15 protein-coding genes are annotated in these 19,491 nt (G+C 60.3%); 13 read left to right on the forward strand and 2 right to left on the reverse strand.

The window, feature by feature from the left end:
• Nucleotides 1-88 precede the first annotated feature (88 nt).
• The 11 genes from ACA072_RS02010 (at nucleotide 89) to hemE (ending at nucleotide 15,888) form a co-directional block, all read left to right on the forward strand.
• Entirely contained in the window at nucleotides 89-1,153 is a 1,065-nt protein-coding gene (locus ACA072_RS02010; protein ID WP_497622775.1) for a pilus assembly protein PilM, read from the forward strand.
• Entirely contained in the window at nucleotides 1,153-1,719 is a 567-nt protein-coding gene (locus ACA072_RS02015) for a PilN domain-containing protein (RefSeq protein WP_497622776.1), read from the forward strand. The genes ACA072_RS02010 and ACA072_RS02015 overlap by 1 nt, the downstream gene beginning before the upstream one ends.
• A complete protein-coding gene (pilO, locus tag ACA072_RS02020) occupies nucleotides 1,716-2,339 on the forward strand; it encodes a type 4a pilus biogenesis protein PilO (protein ID WP_497622777.1) in 624 nt (207 codons plus the stop codon). The genes ACA072_RS02015 and pilO overlap by 4 nt, the downstream gene beginning before the upstream one ends.
• Nucleotides 2,336-2,863, forward strand: coding sequence for a pilus assembly protein PilP (locus tag ACA072_RS02025; RefSeq protein WP_497622778.1), 528 nt, complete (start codon nucleotides 2,336-2,338; stop codon nucleotides 2,861-2,863). The genes pilO and ACA072_RS02025 overlap by 4 nt, the downstream gene beginning before the upstream one ends.
• 13 nt (nucleotides 2,864-2,876) lie before the next feature.
• Nucleotides 2,877-4,958 carry a type IV pilus secretin PilQ gene (locus tag ACA072_RS02030; protein ID WP_497622780.1) on the forward strand — a complete coding sequence of 694 codons (2,082 nt, stop codon included), beginning with the start codon at nucleotides 2,877-2,879 and terminating at the stop codon, nucleotides 4,956-4,958.
• Between the two features lie 4 nt (nucleotides 4,959-4,962).
• Nucleotides 4,963-5,481, forward strand: coding sequence for a shikimate kinase AroK (gene aroK / locus ACA072_RS02035; protein ID WP_010464421.1), 519 nt, complete (start codon nucleotides 4,963-4,965; stop codon nucleotides 5,479-5,481).
• Nucleotides 5,482-5,632: 151 nt separating this feature from the next.
• Nucleotides 5,633-6,733, forward strand: a complete 1,101-nt coding sequence (gene aroB / locus ACA072_RS02040) for a 3-dehydroquinate synthase (protein ID WP_497622782.1) — start codon at nucleotides 5,633-5,635, stop codon at nucleotides 6,731-6,733.
• Between the two features lie 10 nt (nucleotides 6,734-6,743).
• Nucleotides 6,744-8,342 (forward strand): SPOR domain-containing protein, encoded by a 1,599-nt coding sequence (locus ACA072_RS02045; protein ID WP_497622783.1) that lies wholly within the window; start codon nucleotides 6,744-6,746, stop codon nucleotides 8,340-8,342.
• 350 nt (nucleotides 8,343-8,692) lie between these two features.
• On the forward strand, nucleotides 8,693-13,138 hold the full coding sequence (gltB, locus tag ACA072_RS02050) for a glutamate synthase large subunit (protein WP_497622784.1): 4,446 nt from the start codon (nucleotides 8,693-8,695) through the stop codon (nucleotides 13,136-13,138).
• Between the two features lie 33 nt (nucleotides 13,139-13,171).
• Complete coding sequence (locus ACA072_RS02055; protein ID WP_033055376.1) at nucleotides 13,172-14,590, forward strand: FAD-dependent oxidoreductase; 1,419 nt, start codon at nucleotides 13,172-13,174, stop codon at nucleotides 14,588-14,590.
• Nucleotides 14,591-14,820: 230 nt separating this feature from the next.
• On the forward strand, nucleotides 14,821-15,888 hold the full coding sequence (gene hemE, locus ACA072_RS02060) for a uroporphyrinogen decarboxylase (RefSeq protein ID WP_169371984.1): 1,068 nt from the start codon (nucleotides 14,821-14,823) through the stop codon (nucleotides 15,886-15,888).
• Nucleotides 15,889-16,061: 173 nt separating this feature from the next.
• Here the strand turns inward: hemE and ACA072_RS02065 are convergent, their stop codons facing one another.
• Nucleotides 16,062-17,288: an MFS transporter gene (locus ACA072_RS02065; protein WP_497624936.1), complete on the reverse strand. Its 1,227-nt coding sequence runs from the start codon at nucleotides 17,286-17,288 to the stop codon at nucleotides 16,062-16,064.
• A 167-nt stretch (nucleotides 17,289-17,455) separates the two neighbouring features.
• Between ACA072_RS02065 and ACA072_RS02070 the strand changes: the two genes are divergently transcribed.
• Complete coding sequence (locus ACA072_RS02070; protein ID WP_497622785.1) at nucleotides 17,456-18,358, forward strand: LysR family transcriptional regulator; 903 nt, start codon at nucleotides 17,456-17,458, stop codon at nucleotides 18,356-18,358.
• Between the two features lie 182 nt (nucleotides 18,359-18,540).
• Nucleotides 18,541-18,828, forward strand: coding sequence for an addiction module antidote protein (locus ACA072_RS02075; protein ID WP_131061443.1), 288 nt, complete (start codon nucleotides 18,541-18,543; stop codon nucleotides 18,826-18,828).
• Between the two features lie 190 nt (nucleotides 18,829-19,018).
• Here the strand turns inward: ACA072_RS02075 and ACA072_RS02080 are convergent, their stop codons facing one another.
• Nucleotides 19,019-19,465, reverse strand: coding sequence for an excinuclease (locus tag ACA072_RS02080; RefSeq protein ID WP_497622786.1), 447 nt, complete (start codon nucleotides 19,463-19,465; stop codon nucleotides 19,019-19,021).
• Between the last annotated feature and the right edge of the window lie 26 nt (nucleotides 19,466-19,491).

A 19,491-nucleotide genomic window follows, 5' to 3' on the forward strand; every position in this document is an offset into this window, starting at 1 on the left:
GTCATTTGCGCTGCTGTCAAGACGGGTGGTTTGAACGCAATGGGTAATACAGAGTCCGTAAGACACGGATAGTCATAGGGAATTGGTAGTGCTAGGACTCTTCAATAAAAAAGCCAACACGCTTCTGGGGATCGACATCAGCTCCACGTCGGTGAAGCTGCTTGAGCTTAGTCGCCAGGGCGAGCGTTATCGGGTCGAGGCCTATGCGGTCGAACCCTTGCCCGCCAACGCGGTGGTCGAAAAAAATATCGCCGAGCTCGAAGGCGTGGGCCAGGCACTCTCTCGCGTGCTGCTCAAGGCCAAGACCAATCTCAGGAATGTCGCCGTGGCCGTCGCCGGTTCGGCAGTCATCACCAAAACCATCGAGATGGACGCCGGCCTTTCCGACGACGAGATGGAAAACCAGCTGAAGATCGAGGCCGATCAGTACATCCCCTACCCCTTGGATGAAGTCGCCATCGACTTCGAAGTCCAGGGCGTGTCGGTGCGCAACCCCGAGCGGGTCAATGTGCTGCTGGCAGCCTGTCGCAAGGAAAACGTCGAGGTGCGTGAAGCCGCATTGGCGCTGGCCGGCCTGACGGCGCGAGTGGTCGACGTCGAGGCCTACGCGCTGGAGCGATCGTTCAGCTTGTTGGCGGCTCAGCTCGCGATCTCCCAGGAAGGGCTGACTGTGGCGGTGGTCGACATCGGTGCGACCATGACCACCCTGAGCGTGCTGTACAACGGGCGGATCATCTACACCCGCGAACAATTGTTCGGCGGCCGTCAGCTGACGGAGGAAATCCAGCGGCGTTATGGGCTGACCATCGAGCAGGCTGGGCTGGCGAAGAAGCAGGGCGGGTTGCCGGACGACTACGTCAGCGAAGTCTTGCAGCCTTTTCGCGATGCGCTGGTGCAGCAGGTTTCCCGGTCGTTGCAGTTCTTCTTCGCCTCAGGTCAGTACAACGCGGTCGATCACATCCTGCTGGCGGGCGGTACTGCGTCGGTGCCGGGGCTTGATCGCTTGATCGAACAGCGGCTGGGCACGCCGACCCAGGTGGCCAACCCGTTCTCCGACATGGCGTTGAGCAGCAAGGTCAACGCCGGCGCCCTGGCAAGTGATGCGCCGGCACTGATGATTGCCTGTGGGCTCGCCCTCAGGAGTTTCGACTGATGGCGCGGATCAACCTTTTACCCTGGCGGGAAGAGCTGCGAGAAGAACGTCGCAAACGCTTTTTGCTGGCGCTGGTCGGCGTGTTGGTGTGCTCGGTGGGCGCGATTTTTATCGCGGACCAGGTCATCAGCAGTGCCATAGACCGGCAAGTGGCTCGTAACGATTACATCGGCAAGCAGATCGCTGTGGTCGACGAGCGCATCAAGCAGATCAGCGAGCTGAAGTCCCGTCGCCAGCAGCTTGTCGAGCGCATGCGCATTATTCAGGACCTGCAAGGCAACCGTCCGATCAGCGGGCGGATTTTCGACCAGTTGGCGCGTACCCTGCCGGACGGGGTGTATTTCACCGAAGTGAAAATGGCCGGCAAAACCCTGTCGATTACCGGCGCGGCGGAATCGAACAATCGTGTTTCGGACCTGATGCGCAATCTGGATGCGTCCGACTGGTTCGACGCGCCGAGCCTCACGGAAGTCAAAGCCACCACCGCCGGTCAGTTGGATCAGGCCAACGTCTTTCAGTTGACCGTCCGTCAGACTCAGCCCGCCGTTGTGGAGGCTGCCAAATGAGCCCCTCCGAATGGTTCGAAGGCCTGCGCAAGATTGACATCAACGATCTGGACACCAACAACATGGGTTCCTGGCCGCCAGCGATCAAAGCCCTGGCGGGTGTCTTGCTGATGGTGCTGGTGTTGACCCTCGGTTACACCTTTTACATCAGCGATCAGGAAGATCACCTCACACTCAAACGTGAAGAAGAGTCGACCCTCAAGGAGCAATTCGCTACCAAGGCGCACATGGCGGCGAACCTGGAGCTGTACACCCAGCAAATGAAGGAGATGGAAAACTCGTTCGGCGTGCTGCTGCGGCAATTGCCCAGCGACACCGAAGTCCCTGGGCTGCTGGAGGACATCACCCGCACTGGCCTCGGTAGCGGGCTGGAGTTCGAAGAGATCAAGTTGCTGCCGGAGGTTACTCAGCAGTTCTACATCGAACTGCCGATCCAGATCACCGTGACCGGCGCCTATCACGACCTGGCGACGTTCGTCAGTGGTGTCGCCGGGTTGCCGCGGATCGTTACGCTGCATGATTTCGACCTCGCGCCCGCCGACCCTGAGGGCGGTCCGAAACTGCGCATGAGCATCCTGGCCAAGACCTACCGCTATAACGACAAGGGGCTGCAGAAATGACCCCGATTCGTTGTTTTTCGATGGTCGTGTTGTTCGCCGGTCTCGCCGGTTGCGGCAACGGCAATGACGTCGGTGACCTCGACGCCTACATGAACGAAGTGCGCTTAAGGCCACCCGGCAAGATTGAACCAACGCCGACATTCCGGTCTTACCCAACGTTCACCTACAACGCTGCCAACCTGCGCAGCCCGTTTTCCCGGCAGGTCAGGGTCGACCTCGCGGGACAGAAGCGCGGCTCGCGCAACGTCAAGCCGGACCCCAACCGGGCCAAGCAATACCTCGAAGGTTTCAACATCGAGCAGTTTGAAATGGTCGGCACGATCTCCAATGCGACCGGCTCCTTCGCGCTATTGCGCGGGGCAGGCGGGGTGCATCGGCTGAAAGTCGGCGATTACCTGGGGCGTAACGATGGTCGGATCGTCGCCATCAGCGGCTCGCAAGTCGATGTGGTCGAAATCGTTCCCGACGGCGAAGGCGCCTGGCTGGAACGGCCGCGGACCATCCCTTTGAAAGAGCACTCATAGTGGAACTCGAATAATGAACAGGATTTTCTCAACCCTCGGTATCTCGCTATGGATAGCGTTGCTGTCGCCGATGGTACAAGCGGCCAACCTCAAGGCGCTGGATGTTGCGGCGCTGCCGGGTGATCGTGTCGAGTTGAAGCTATCTTTCGATGGCCCGCCACCGCAGCCCCACGGCTACACGACCGAGTCGCCTGCACGCATTGCGCTGGACCTGCCCGGCGTGGTCAATCAGCTGTCGAGCAAGAGTCGCGAGCTGGGCGGCGGCAATGCCCGTAGCGCCACGGTGGTGGAAGCCAAGGACCGGACACGGCTGATCATCAATCTGACGCAACTGACCCCGTACAGCGCCCGCGTCGAAGGCAACAAACTGTTCGTGGTGGTCGGGCAAGGCGCCAACAGCAGGGCGTCTCGCCCGCCGACCAGCGCACCCCGCGCCGCGACCGCAACGCCAGCCCCGGCGAAAGTCTACGCCCCCGTGGGCAAGGCCATCCGCGGTGTGGATTTCCAGCGCGGCACTCAGGGTGAAGGCAATGTGGTGATTGATCTGTCGGATCCGTCCATTGCCCCGGACATTCAGGAGCGCGATGGCAAGATCATCCTCGGTTTCGCCAGAACCCAACTGCCCGAGCCGTTGCGTGTGCGTCTGGACGTCAAGGATTTCGCCACGCCGGTGCAGTTCGTCAATGCCAGCGCCACGGGCGACCGGGCCACGATCAGCATCGAGCCCAGCGGCGCCTTCGATTATTCGACCTACCAGACCGACAACAAGCTGACGGTCAGCATCCGGCCGATGACCGTCGACGACCTGCAAAAGCGCAACGCCGAACGTTTTGCCTATACCGGTGAAAAGCTTTCGCTGAACTTCCAGGACATCGATGTGCGTTCGGTGCTGCAACTGATCGCCGATTTCACCAACCTCAATCTGGTGGCCAGCGACACGGTGCAGGGCGGCATCACCTTGCGTTTGCAGAACGTGCCGTGGGACCAGGCGCTGGATCTGGTGCTGAAAACCAAAGGCCTGGACAAGCGCAAGATCGGCAACGTCCTGCTGGTGGCGCCGGCCGATGAAATCGCCGCGCGCGAGCGTCAGGAACTGGAATCGCAAAAGCAGATCTCCGAACTCGCGCCCCTGCGTCGTGAGTTGCTGCAGGTCAACTACGCCAAGGCGGCGGACATCGCCAAGCTGTTCACGTCGGTGACCAGTGCCGAAGCGAAAATCGACGAGCGGGGTTCGATCACGGTCGATGAGCGGACCAACAACATCATTGCCTATCAGACCCAGGACCGGCTCGACGAACTTCGTCGCATCGTTGCGCAACTGGATATCCCGGTGCGCCAGGTGATGATCGAGGCACGCATCGTCGAGGCCAACGTTGACTACGACAAAAGCCTCGGCGTGCGCTGGGGTGGTTCGGTGCAGAACAAAGGCAACTGGAACACATCAGGGGTCAGCAATGGTTCGTCGACCACCATCGGTACGCCGGGCAGCACCAGCACCAATTCGCCGTTTGTCGACCTGGGCGCTGCGGGCAATACCTCGGGGATCGGCATCGCCTTCATCACCGATAACGTGCTGCTGGACCTGGAGCTGACCGCGATGGAAAAGACCGGTAACGGCGAAATCGTCTCGCAACCGAAGGTGGTCACGTCCGACAAGGAAACCGCGAAAATCCTCAAGGGCACCGAGATTCCGTATCAGGAAGCCAGCTCCAGCGGTGCCACGTCGGTGTCGTTCAAGGAAGCGTCGCTGTCCCTTGAGGTCACGCCGCAGATCACCCCGGACAACCGGATCATCATGGAGGTCAAGGTCACCAAGGACGAACCGGACTACCTGAACAAGGTCCAGGATGTACCGCCGATCAAGAAAAACGAGGTCAATGCCAAGGTCCTGGTCAATGATGGCGAGACCATCGTCATTGGCGGCGTTTTCTCAAATACTCAGAGCAAGGTTGTAGATAAGGTGCCATTTCTCGGTGATGTGCCGTATCTTGGCCGCCTTTTCCGGCGTGACGTGGTTTCGGAGAAAAAATCCGAGCTGCTGGTATTTCTCACTCCGCGTATCATGAATAACCAGGCGATTGCTGTGAGTCATTGATTCTGTGCGAAATTTGATTCTTGTTGGACCGATGGGGGCTGGAAAAAGCACCATCGGCCGGTTGCTGGCCAAAGAGCTGCGCCTGCCGTTCAAAGATTCCGATAAGGAAATTGAATTGCGCACGGGCGCCAATATCCCGTGGATTTTCGATAAAGAAGGCGAGCCGGGCTTTCGTGACCGTGAGCAGGCGATGATTGCCGAGCTGTGCGGCTGCGATGGCGTGGTGCTGGCGACCGGTGGCGGCGCGGTGATGCGCGAAGCCAATCGTCGGGCGTTGCACGCCGGCGGTCGGGTGGTCTATCTGCATGCCTCTGTCGAGCAGCAGGTCGGGCGCACGTCCCGCGATCGCAATCGGCCTTTGTTGCGCACCGCCGATCCGGCCAAGACCCTGCGGGATCTGTTGGCAATCCGCGATCCGCTTTATCGGGAAATCGCCGATCTGGTGGTTGAAACCGATGAGCGACCACCGCGAATGGTGGTGCTCGATATTCTCGAACGCTTGCAGCAACTACCTCCCCGTTAAAGCGAGGCGCGAAATGCGCTATCCTCGGCGTCCTGTCACGACCGCTCAAGGTTGTGGCGGATGGCTACCGAACGGCGTCACACCAGCAGACGCCGTGGACATTCGTTAACTCAAGGCAGGACGCCTGATTCCATCTTCACTGTGGGGACACATGCAGACACTCAAGGTCGACCTAGGCGAGCGCAGCTACCCGATTCACATTGGTGAAGGTTTGTTGGATCAGCCCGAGCTACTGGCCCCGCACATCCGCGGACGGCAAGTGGCGATCATCTCCAACGAGACCGTTGCACCGCTCTATCTCGAGCGTCTGACCCGCAGCCTCGTGCAGTTCTCGGTGATTTCCGTGGTTTTGCCCGACGGCGAAGCCTTCAAGACCTGGGAAACCCTGCAGCTGATTTTCGACGGGCTGCTGACCGCACGCCACGACCGCCGTACTACGGTGATCGCCCTCGGTGGCGGTGTCATTGGTGACATGGCCGGTTTCGCAGCAGCCTGCTACCAGCGCGGTGTCGATTTCATCCAGGTCCCGACCACGTTGCTGTCGCAAGTCGACTCCTCGGTGGGCGGCAAGACCGGAATCAACCATCCGCTGGGCAAGAACATGGTCGGCGCCTTCTATCAGCCGAACGTGGTGCTGATCGATACTGCGACCCTCAATACCCTGCCGGCCCGCGAACTCTCTGCGGGGCTGGCCGAAGTCATCAAGTACGGGCTGATCTGCGACGAGCCGTTCCTGACCTGGCTCGAAGAAAACGTTGATCGCCTGCGCGCGCTGGACCAGGTCGCCCTGACGTACGCCATCGAGCGTTCCTGCGCCGCCAAGGCTGAGGTGGTCGGTGCCGACGAGAAGGAAACTGGTGTTCGTGCCACGTTGAACCTGGGCCACACCTTCGGACACGCTATCGAAACCCATATGGGCTATGGTGTCTGGCTTCATGGTGAAGCCGTCGCTGCTGGCACCGTAATGGCTTTGGAAATGTCCGCGCGACTGGGCTGGATCAGCGAGCAGGAACGCGATCGCGGCATTCGCCTGTTTCAGCGTGCCGGCCTGCCGGTCATCCCACCTGAAGAGATGACCGAAGCCGATTTTCTCGAACACATGGCAATTGACAAGAAAGTGATCGACGGTCGTTTACGCCTGGTGCTGCTGCGCCACATGGGCGAAGCGGTGGTGACCGACGATTATCCGAAAGAAGTTTTACAGGCCACGCTGGGAGCGGATTACCGCGCCCTGGCTCAGCTTAAAGGTTAATAAGATCCCGATGACTAGTTTGCATGCCGACGAGGCTTTCCTCGGCCATTACCAGTTGAGTCATGACCCTTTTGCTCCACGGGTGCCTGGCTTCAAATTCTTCCCGGCCCAGCGCAAACCGGTGCTGGGGCAACTGCATCACCTGGCACGCTATAGCCAGTTGCTGCTGGTGGTCACCGGTCCGCAAGGCAGTGGCAAGACCCTGTTGCGCCAGGCCCTGGTGGCCAGCACCAACAAGCAATCAGTGCAGAGTGTGGTGGTTTCCGCCCGTGGCGCCGGCGATGCGGCCGGCGTGCTGCGTCAGGTGGCTCAGGCGCTGAACGTCGCCCAGGCGGAGGTCAATGCGATTCTGTCGCAGGTCGTGCAGCTGGCGCTGACCGGTCAGGAAGTCTATTTGCTGGTGGATGACGCCGAGCAGCTCGACGAATCCGCGCTGGAGGCCCTGCTGGCCCTGGCGGCTGGCGCACCGGAAGGTCGTCCGCATGTGTTCCTGTTCGGTGAGTCGTCGCTGATTGCGCAACTGGACGCGCTGAGCCTCGAGGAAGAGCGTTTCCACGTCATCGAGTTGCAGCCTTACACCGAAGAAGAAACCAGAGAATATCTGGACCAGCGGCTTGAAGGCGCCGGCCGGGGTATCGAACTTTTCACCGCAGATCAGATCTCTGATATTCACGAAAGCTCCGACGGCTGGCCTGGCACCATCAACCAGGTTGCCCGCGATGCAATGATCGAAGCCATGATTGCCAGCCGCTCAGCGGTCAAGCGTCCAAGTATGGGGTTCAACATGCCGAAGAAACACGTATTGGCGATTTCCGCCGTCGTCGTGGTCGCGGTAGCCGCCGCCTGGTTGATGCCGGGTCGCAGCAAAGCACCGACCACCGGCGCGCCCGCCAACGAGCAGGCGCAACTGCCGCTCGGCCAGGGCGCGCCACAACCAAACAGCGGCGGTGCTCCTGCCGTCGAATTCGCCGGTAATTCGCAACCGATGCCATTGCCGCTGGTCGGCAATTCGCAACCGGTCATGCGCGGTCCGTTGGCCGAAGCAGCCGGTGGCATCACCGAAGGCGACGACGGCGTGCCGGTCGAAGGTTCCAGCGCTACACCGCCAACCGTGACCACGACTGCGCCGCCTGCGGGTATCCAGCCTGGCCCTGCGCCGACGCCTGCCGCCAAACCGGTGCCAGCGCCGACTCAGGTGGCGACCGCCAAGCCAGTCCCGACAGCGCCTGCCGTGAAGCCGGCTCCAGCGCCAGCCAAGCCAGCCGTCGTGGCCACCGCCAAGCCTGCAGAGAAACCTGCCGCCGCTGCTGCGAAAGGCGCTGGTGGTACCTGGTACGCCGGTCAACCGACGAGCAACTACGTGGTGCAGATCCTCGGCACCAGCTCCGAAGCGACCGCGCAAACCTTCGTCAAGGAGCAGGGCGGCGAGTACCGTTATTTCAAGAAAGTCCTCAACGGCAAGCCGCTTTACGTCATCACTTACGGTAACTTCGCCAACCGTGATGCAGCCCTTACCGCCATCAAGGCCTTGCCAGCGAAGGTTCAGGCTGGTAAACCTTGGCCTCGCACTGTCGCCAGCGTCCAACAGGAACTGGCAACAACTCGCTGAAGATTCGGCGGCCTTACCCAGGCCGCCTCTCCAAGCACCTCAAAATTTCTGCAAGTGCATGCCGTCTCTACAGACCGCGTGCCTTGTGGTGTCTGCGTTACAGTAGTCTTTGAGTCGTTGCGGTCAAAATTAAAAAAGTTTTGACTAGCACAGCAGATCGCTTTAAACCTTTCACAAATGCGACATAGATTTGCGACAGTTCGTCGTCAAATTTGTGAGCCTCTGTGTCGCTGTGTACAATGACCACCCTTTTGCCCCCGCTAAGCCGGCGTACGTTCGGCGCGGATCGCAAGTGGTTGAATTGAAAAGAAATTTGCCTCGAAAAGAGGCAGCCTGGTGAGAAAGTGTCTATGAAAGCAGGTCTGTACCAACCAGATGAATTCAAGGATAACTGCGGTTTCGGCCTGATAGCCCATATGCAGGGCGAGCCCAGTCATACCCTTTTGCAAACGGCCATTGAGGCCCTGACCTGCATGACCCACCGTGGTGGGATCAACGCCGACGGCAAGACCGGTGACGGTTGCGGCTTGCTGATTCAAAAGCCGGACGTGTTCCTGCGAGCCATCGCCCAGGAAACCTTCGGCGTCGAACTGCCCAAGCAGTACGCTGTGGGCATGGTCTTCTTCAACCAGGACCCGGTCAAAGCCGAAGCCGCTCGCGAGAACATGAACCGCGAGATCCTCGCTGCTGGCCTGACCCTCGTCGGCTGGCGCAAAGTGCCGATCGACACCAGCGTTCTCGGCCGTCTGGCCCTGGAGCGCCTGCCGCAGATTGAACAGGTATACATCGGCGGTGAAGGCCTGAGCGATCAGGACATGGCGATTAAGCTGTTCACCTCCCGTCGTCGTTCGTCCGTGGCCAACGCCGCCGACACCGATCACTACATCTGCAGCTTTTCGCACAAGACCATTATTTATAAAGGCCTGATGATGCCGGCGGATCTGTCCGCCTTCTATCCAGACCTCAGCGACCAGCGCCTGCAAACCTCGATTTGCGTGTTCCACCAGCGCTTCTCCACCAACACCCTGCCGAAATGGCCACTGGCTCAGCCGTTCCGCTTCCTCGCCCACAACGGCGAGATCAACACCATCACCGGCAACCGCAACTGGGCTGTGGCCCGTCGCACCAAGTTCACCAACGATTTGATGGACCTGGAAGAGCTCGGCCCGCTGGTTAACCGCGTCGGTTCCGACTCCTCCAGCATGGACAACATGCTTGAGTTGATGGTCACCGGTGGCATCGACCTGTTCCGTGGCGTGCGGATGATCATTCCGCCTGCGTGGCAGAACGTCGAAACCATGGACCCGGACCTGCGTGCGTTCTACGAATACAACTCGATGCACATGGAACCGTGGGACGGCCCGGCCGGCGTGGTAATGACCGACGGTCGCTACGCGGTGTGCCTGCTCGACCGTAACGGTCTGCGTCCGGCACGTTGGGTCACCACCAAAAACGGTTTCATCACCCTGGCGTCGGAAATCGGTGTCTGGAACTACCAGCCTGAAGACGTGATCGCCAAGGGCCGGGTTGGCCCGGGTCAGATCTTTGCCGTGGACACCGAAACCGGTCAGATCCTCGACACCGACGCCATCGATAACCGCTTGAAGTCGCGTCATCCGTACAAGCAATGGCTGCGCAAGAATGCCCTGCGCATCCAGGCGACCATGGAAGACAACGACCACGGTTCGGCTTTTTACGACGTCGATCAGCTCAAGCAGTACATGAAGATGTACCAGGTCACGTTCGAAGAGCGTGACCAAGTGCTGCGTCCGCTCGGCGAGCAAGGTTATGAAGCCGTCGGCTCGATGGGCGATGATACGCCGATGGCCGTGCTGTCCCAGCGCGTGCGCACGCCGTACGACTATTTCCGTCAGCAGTTCGCGCAGGTCACCAACCCGCCGATCGACCCGCTGCGTGAAGCCATCGTCATGTCGCTGGAGATCTGCCTCGGTGCCGAGCGCAACATCTTCCAGGAGTCGCCGGAACACGCCTCGCGCGTGATCCTCAGCTCGCCGGTCATTTCCCCGGCCAAGTGGCGCTCGCTGATGAACCTCGATCGCCCGGGCTTCGAGCGCGCGATCATCGACCTCAACTACGACGAAAGCGTCGGCCTCGAAGCGGCCATTCGCAACGTTGCCGATCAGGCTGAAGAAGCCGTGCGCTCCGGTCGTACACAGGTTGTGCTGAGTGACCGTCACATTGCTCCGGGCAAGTTGCCGATCCACGCTTCGCTCGCGACCGGCGCTGTGCACCACCGCCTGACCGAGAAAGGCCTGCGTTGCGACTCCAACATCCTCGTGGAAACCGCCACCGCTCGTGACCCGCATCACTTTGCGGTGTTGATCGGTTTCGGCGCCTCGGCGGTCTATCCGTTCCTGGCCTACGAAGTGCTGGGCGACCTCATCCGCACCGGTGAAGTGCTGGGCGACCTCTATGAGGTGTTCAAGAACTACCGTAAAGGCATCACCAAAGGTCTGTTGAAGATCCTGTCGAAGATGGGCATCTCGACCATCACCTCGTACCGCGGTGCGCAGCTGTTCGAAGCCATCGGCCTGTCCGAAGAAGTTTGCGAGCTGAGCTTCCGTGGCGTGCCAAGCCGCATCAAGGGTGCGCGTTTCGTCGACATCGAAGCCGAGCAGAAAGCCCTGGCCGCCGAAGCCTGGAGTCCGCGCAAGCCGATCCAGCAGGGCGGTCTGCTGAAATTCGTCCACGGCGGCGAATATCACGCCTACAACCCGGACGTGGTCAACACCCTGCAAGCCGCTGTGCAGCAGGGCGACTACAGCAAGTTCAAGGAATACACGGCGCTGGTGGACAACCGTCCGGTGTCGATGATCCGCGACCTGTTCAAGGTCAAAACCCTGGACACGCCGCTGGACATCAGCGAGATCGAACCGCTGGAATCGGTGCTCAAGCGCTTTGACTCCGCCGGCATCTCCCTCGGCGCCTTGTCGCCGGAAGCTCACGAAGCCCTGGCCGAAGCCATGAACCGCCTCGGTGCGCGTTCCAACTCCGGCGAAGGCGGCGAAGACCCGGCGCGTTACGGCACCATCAAGAGCTCGAAAATCAAGCAGGTTGCGACTGGCCGTTTCGGTGTGACGCCGGAATACCTGGTCAACGCTGAAGTGCTGCAGATCAAAGTCGCCCAGGGCGCCAAGCCCGGCGAAGGTGGTCAACTGCCAGGCGGTAAGGTCAACGGTCTGATCGCCAAGCTGCGTTACGCAGTGCCGGGCGTGACCCTGATCTCGCCTCCACCGCACCACGACATCTATTCGATCGAAGACTTGTCGCAGCTGATTTTCGACCTGAAACAAGTCAACCCGAAGGCTTTGGTCTCGGTGAAGCTGGTGGCAGAAGCGGGCGTCGGCACCATCGCTGCCGGTGTGGCCAAGGCCTACGCGGACTTGATCACCATCTCCGGCTACGACGGCGGCACCGGTGCATCGCCACTGACCTCGATCAAATACGCGGGCGCTCCGTGGGAACTCGGTCTGGCCGAAACCCACCAGACCCTGCGCGGCAACGACCTGCGCGGCAAAGTGCGGGTACAAACCGACGGCGGCCTGAAAACCGGCCTCGACGTGATCAAGGCTGCCATCCTCGGCGCTGAAAGCTTCGGCTTCGGCACCGCGCCAATGATCGCCCTGGGCTGCAAATACCTGCGCATCTGCCACCTGAACAACTGCGCCACCGGCGTCGCGACTCAGAACGAGAAGCTGCGCAAGGATCACTACATCGGGACCGTCGACATGGTGGTGAATTTCTTCACCTACGTCGCCGAAGAAACCCGTGAGTGGCTGGCCAAGCTGGGCGTGCGTTCCCTCGAAGAGCTGATCGGTCGTACCGATCTGCTGGACATCCTCGAAGGCCAGACCGCCAAGCAGCAACACCTGGACCTGACCCCGTTGCTCGGCAGCGATCACATCCCGGCAGACAAGCCTCAATTCTGCCAGGTCGACCGCAACCCGCCGTTCGACAAAGGCCTGCTGGCCGAGAAAATGGTCGACATGGCCACCTCGGCCATCAACGACATGAGCGGCGCCGACTTCGCGCTGGATATCTGCAACTGCGACCGTTCGATCGGCGCACGGATCTCCGGTGAAATCGCCCGCAAGCATGGCAACCAAGGCATGGCGAACGCGCCGATCACCTTCCGCTTCAAAGGGACGGCCGGTCAGAGCTTCGGCGTGTGGAACGCTGGCGGCCTGAACATGTACCTGGAAGGCGACGCCAACGACTACGTCGGCAAAGGCATGACCGGTGGCAAACTGGTCATCGTTCCGCCGAAGGGCAGCGTCTACAAGACGCAGGACAGTGCCATCATCGGCAACACCTGCCTGTACGGCGCCACGGGCGGCAAGCTGTTCGCCGCCGGGACCGCGGGCGAGCGTTTTGCCGTGCGTAACTCCGGTGCCCACACAGTTGTGGAAGGCACTGGCGATCACTGCTGCGAGTACATGACCGGTGGTTTCGTCTGCGTCCTGGGCAAGACCGGTTACAACTTCGGCTCAGGCATGACCGGCGGTTTCGCCTACGTGCTCGACCAGGACAACAGCTTCGTTGACCGGGTCAACCACGAACTGGTGGAAATCCAGCGGATCAGCGGTGAGGCGATGGAAGCCTATCGCAGCCACCTGCAACGCGTGCTGAACGAATACGTCGAGGAAACAGACAGCGAATGGGGCCGTAACCTCGCTGAAAACCTCGACGACTATCTGCGTCGTTTCTGGCTGGTCAAGCCCAAGGCTGCCAACCTGAAATCGTTGCTTTCCAGCACCCGTGCCAACCCGCAGTGATATGCGCCTGAAGAGTTTGATGAGGTTTTAACAATGGCTGAACGTCTGAATAACGACTTCCAGTTCATCGACGTCGGGCGCAAAGATCCGAAGAAGAAACTGTTGCGTCAACGCAAGAAAGAGTTCGTGGAGATCTACGAACCCTTCAAACCCCAGCATTCGGCCGATCAGGCCCACCGCTGCCTGGGTTGCGGTAACCCGTATTGCGAATGGAAGTGCCCGGTGCACAACTTCATTCCGAACTGGCTGAAGCTGGTGGCCGAGGGCAACATCCTCCAGGCCGCCGAGCTGTCGCACCAGACCAATACCCTGCCGGAAGTCTGCGGCCGGGTGTGCCCGCAGGATCGTCTGTGCGAGGGTGCCTGCACCCTCAACGACGGCTTCGGCGCGGTGACCATCGGTTCGGTCGAGAAGTACATCACCGACACCGCGTTCGCCATGGGCTGGCGCCCGGACATGTCCAAGGTCATACCAACCGGCAAGCGTGTCGCTATCATCGGCGCCGGCCCTGCTGGCTTGGGCTGTGCCGACGTGCTGGTACGTGGCGGCGTGACCCCGGTGGTGTTCGACAAGAACCCGGAAATCGGTGGTCTGCTGACCTTCGGCATCCCGGAGTTCAAGCTGGAAAAGACCGTGCTGAGCAATCGTCGCGAAGTCTTCACCGGTATGGGCATCGAGTTCCGTCTGAACACCGAAGTGGGCAAGGACGTGACCGTCGAGCAACTGCTCGAAGAATACGATGCTGTGTTCATGGGCATGGGCACCTACACCTACATGAAGGGCGGCTTTGCCGGTGAGGACCTGCCGGGCGTGCATGACGCGCTGGACTTCCTGATCGCCAACGTCAACCGCAACCTGGGCTTTGAAAAGTCGCCGGAAGATTTCGTCGACATGAAAGGCAAGAAGGTTGTGGTGCTCGGTGGCGGCGACACGGCGATGGACTGCAACCGAACTTCGATTCGCCAGGGTGCCAAGTCGGTGACCTGCGCTTATCGTCGTGACGAAGCGAACATGCCGGGCTCGCGCAAAGAGGTGAAGAACGCCAAGGAAGAAGGCGTGAAATTCCTCTACAACCGCCAGCCGATCGCCATCGTCGGTGAAGACCGCGTCGAAGGCGTGAAGGTGGTCGAGACCCGTCTCGGCGAACCGGATGCCCGTGGTCGTCGCAGCCCCGAGCCGATCCCGGGTTCCGAAGAGATCATCCCGGCCGACGCCGTGGTCATCGCGTTCGGTTTCCGTCCAAGCCCGGCGTCGTGGTTCGAACAGCACAGCATCCAGACCGACAGCCAGGGCCGCGTCGTGGCACCGGAACAAGGTCAGTACAAGCACCAGACCAGCAACCCGAAAATCTTCGCCGGTGGCGACATGGTTCGCGGTTCTGACCTGGTGGTAACGGCGATCTTCGAAGGGCGTAATGCTGCCGAAGGGATCCTGGACTACCTGGGCGTCTGATCGACACTGATCGTTCCCACGCTCCGCGTGGGAATGCAGCCCGGGACGCTCCGCGTCCCAAAAGTCGTGACGCGGAGCGTCACAGGAGGCGTTACCACGCGGAGCGTGGGAACGATCTTTCGGTGGCTAATCCGCGACAAATTGACCCGATAGACAAAAGGTGCGGCGCTTGCCGTGCCTTTTGCGCCCGGCTCTGAGAAAATGCCCGCACTTTTTTTCCGGATGCCGACATGACTGCCCTGAAGAACGACCGTTTCCTTCGCGCCCTGCTCAAGCAACCCGTAGACGTCACCCCTGTCTGGATGATGCGTCAGGCCGGTCGCTACCTGCCGGAATACCGCGCCAGCCGTGCCAAGGCCGGCGACTTCATGAGCCTGTGCATGAACCCGGAGTTCGCTTGCGAAGTCACGATGCAGCCGCTCGACCGCTATCCACAACTGGACGCGGCGATCCTGTTCTCCGACATCCTCACCATCCCCGATGCCATGGGCCAAGGCCTGTACTTCGAAACCGGTGAAGGTCCGCGCTTCAAGAAAGTCGTCAGCACGATGGCTGACATCGAAGCCCTGCCGATTCCTGATCCGCACAAAGACCTCGGCTACGTCATGGACGCGGTCAGCACCATCCGCCGCGAACTGAACGGTCGCGTGCCGCTGATCGGCTTCTCCGGCAGCCCATGGACCCTGGCCACCTACATGGTCGAAGGCGGTTCGTCGAAAGACTTCCGCAAGACCAAGGCCATGCTCTACGACAACCCGCAAGCCATGCACCTGCTGCTGGACAAGCTCGCGCAGTCGGTTACTTCCTATCTCAACGGCCAGATCATGGCTGGCGCGCAAGCGGTGCAGATTTTCGACACCTGGGGCGGCAACCTGTCAGCGGCGGCGTATCAGGAGTTCTCCCTGGCCTACATGCGCAAAATCGTCAGCGGCCTGATCCGTGAGCACGAAGGCCGTAAAGTGCCGGTCATCCTGTTTACCAAGAACGGCGGGCTATGGCTGGAAAGCATTGCTGATGCTGGCGCTGATGCCCTCGGCCTGGACTGGACCTGCGACATCGGCGAAGCCCGCCAGCGTGTCGGTAACAAAGTCGCCCTGCAAGGCAACATGGACCCGACGGTGCTGTACGCCAAGCCAGAAGCCATTCGCACCGAAGTCGGCCGAATCCTCGCCAGCTACGGCAAGGGCAGCGGTCACGTGTTCAACCTCGGCCATGGCATCACGCCTGAAGTCGATCCAGAGCACGCGGGCGCGTTCATGCGCGCGGTGCATGAACTGTCGGCGCAGTATCACGAGTGATCGTCGCCCAATAAAAAACGCCCGGCTTATGCCGGGCGTTTTTGTATGGAGATCTCAAGCCACACTCGGTCAATGTGGGAGTGAGCCTGCTCGCGATGAGGCCATAACATTCAACATCAATGTTGCCTGTTACGCCGCCATCGCGAGCAGGCTCGCTCCCACAGGGATTGGTGTCAGGCTTTGACGCCACCTAACGGCGGCAATTTCGCCAGCTTCAACGCCACCAGCAGCGCAATCACCAGCAACGCGCCAATGAACAGCCCGATCCCGTTCCACCCGCCCAAGTGCCAGAACACCCCGCCCGCCGTCCCTGCAATACTCGACCCGGCGTAATAGCTGAACAGGTACAGCGACGACGCCTGCCCCTTGGCCTTGAGCGCCCGACGCCCGATCCAGCTGCTGGCCACCGAGTGCGCGCCAAAGAAGCCGAAGGTGAAGATCAACATGCCGATAATCACCACCGGCAGGGGCGTGAACATGGTCAGGGCAAGGCCGGCGAGCATCAGCACGATCGTCGCCCACAGCACTTTGCGCCGGCCCAGTTGATCGGCCAAAGAGCCGATTTTTGCCGAGCTGTAGATGCCCGACAAATACACCACCGACAGCAGTCCGACGAAGACCTGGTCCATGTGGTACGGCTCGGCCAGCAAGCGATAGCCGATATAGTTGAACAGCGTGACGAAAGCGCCCATCAACACAAAGGCTTCGAGGAACAGCAGCGGCAGACCGGCGTCACGAAAGTGCATGGTGAAGCCGTCGAGCAGGCTGCGAGGGTGCAGCGAGCGAGCGCGGAAGTTGCGTGATTCGGGGAGGATTTTCCAGAACACCGTCGCGGCGATCAGCGCCAGACCGCCGATCACCAGCATCGCCGTGTGCCAGCTGACAAAGTCGATCAGCACGCCAGTGATCAAACGGCCGCTCATCCCGCCAATCGCGTTGCCACCGATGTACAAACCCATTGCCAGGCCGATGTGCTGCGGGTGGATCTCTTCGCTCAGGTACGTCATGGCGACCGCCGCCAGGCCGCTCAACGACAACCCGATCAACGCACGCATCACCAGCACGCCCTGCCAGCTCGGCATCATCGCGCTGGCCATGGTGCACAGCGCGGCGGCGAACAAGGCCGCCACCATCACGGGTTTGCGTCCGACACGGTCGGAGATCGGGCCGGTGATCAGCAGGCCGATGGCGAGCATCCCGGTGGCCACCGACAGGATCAGGCTGCTCTGTGCTGCGTTGATCGAGTACTCGTGGGACAGCAAAGGCATCATCGGCTGCACGCAGTAGAGCAAAGCGAAGGTCGCGAAGCCGCCGGAGAACAGCGCCAATACGGTGCGCATGAACATCGGCGTGCCTTTCTCGATGTAGATCTCTTTCAATTCGGCGACAACATCGTCCACCGCGGCGGGCGGAACTTCATGGGCAAGGGGGGCGACAGCAGTTTTCACTTCGGACCTCGGAGGAGCGCAGCCGGTCAGGCAATGAAAAAAGCATATAGCTGCCTAATGATTCAATCCAATATATTGTTCGACCTGTTTGATAGGTTTTACGACCTAATGGAGTTTTCATGGAATTGCGTCACCTGCGCTACTTCATCGCCGTCGCTGAAGAGCTGCACTTCGGCCGCGCTGCTCAGGTACTGGGCATCTCGCAACCGCCGCTGAGCCAGCAGATCCAGGCGCTGGAGCAAGAGGTTGGCGCGCGGCTGTTCGAGCGTACCAATCGTCGGGTCGAGCTTAGCGAAGCCGGTCGGCTGTTTCTGGAGGAGGCGCGACTGGTGCTGGCGCAGGTCGACAAAGCGGCGGATGTGGCTCGGCGTGCGCAGCTGGGTGAGTTGGGCGAGCTGAAGATCGGCTTCACTTCATCGGCACCTTTCAACTCGACCATTCCCCAAGCGATTTTTTCGTTTCGCCAGCGCTTCCCCGCGGTACATTTGAATCTGCGGGAGATGAGCAGCACCCAAGTGGCCGATGCGCTGGTCGATGAGTCGATCGAAGTCGGCATCATGCGACCACTCGGGTTGCCGGATTCCCTCAGCGTCGTGGAGTTGATGCGTGAGCCGCTGGTGGCGGTGCTCAGCTCAAAACATCCGCTGGTCAACGGCAGTGAAGAAGGGTTGTTCCTGTCGGCATTGGCCCTCGAACCGTTCGTATTTTTCCCGCGCAGTTATGGCAGTGGCTTGTACGCACAGTTGCTCAGCCTGGCCCGGGATGCCGGTTTCAGCCCGCACTTCGCGCAAGAGGCGGGCGAGGCAATGACCATTATCGGGTTGGTGGCGGCGGGGTTGGGCGTGTCGGTGCTGCCGGCGTCTTATCAACGGATGCGCATCGACGGCGTGGTGTATCGGCCGTTGCTCGATCCGGCAGCGGTGTCGGCGGTGTGGCTGGTGCAGCGCAAGGACCAGAAGTCGCCGATGGCCAAGGCGTTTGTGGAGTTGTTGACGAGAAAGGTTGAGCCGTTGAAGTCGTGACTGTTTCGCGATCATAGAATTTCGGCTGATTAAAATTCCTGGTTGAGGAGGTGTGGCTCAAGAGCTACGCTCGCTGCATGACCGAGGTTAGTCATCCTCCTTTGCGGAGGTGACAAAAGCAGCCAAACACGTGACATCAAACAGGCCAGGCTCATTGCAAAATCCTGGCAGGAGCAAAACCCATGACCGAACAATTCACTCGCTGGGACTCTGCCGAGTACCTCAAGACCGAAGAGGACATGGCCAATTATCTTGACGCTAGCATGGAAGAAGCGGGGGATGATCCAGCATTTATCGCCAGAGCACTTGGGACTATTGCGCGTGCTCGAGGCATGACCCAGGTCGCACGGGATGCGGGGCTCTCTCGGGAAAGCCTTTACCGTGCACTTTCGGGTGAAGGCAATCCGGAATTCGGTACCATTCTTAAAGTTATGAAGGCTTTAGGACTGAAGTTACACGCCAGTACCTGAGTCAAACGAAGAGGAAAGACGACTAGTGGTGTCTTAAGCAATACTCCTCCCGTTCCCGAAAGGGGCTTGTGAGACTCTGAGGATCCTGGGCAACCAGCCATCGCAGAGCCAGGCAGGTACAAGGCGATGACAAGCCAGCCTGTTTGCAAAAAAAGGGCGCCTGAAAAGGCGCCCTTTGTCGTTTCCAGTGTTACTGAACCTTCACCAGATCCCCTTTCAACGCAACACCCGCCAGGATCGCCCCGGCGTGGCATTCATAGTTCTTGGCGTCTTTACGCTCATTGCTCTTGTAGAAGCTGACAATGTTGGTCACCGCATTAGCCCCGGCGCTCTTGGCCGCTTGGAACAAACTGATGATTGCCGATTGCGCGACCCATTCGCAGGCCACTTCGTCGGACTTGTTGAAGGCGTTGGTTTTCTTGTTGGTGACGGAGCCGGTGCTGATGACGGTGACGTTGCCGGCCGGGGTGTTACCGGCCAGGTAGAACTTCACGCTGCCATCGATCTTGCCGGTGCGGGTGGCTTCGGCGACCGCTTTGTCGAAGGGCAGGTACACCGGGGTGTCGCGGGCCTGGCTGACGGCCGGGAGGGCGCAGATCAGCAGGGTGGCGGTGGCAGCGAGTTTCTTGAAGTGCATGGAGGTCTCCTTGACCCGGATTGATT

Source organism: Pseudomonas sp. LBUM1656, from assembly GCF_059716065.1.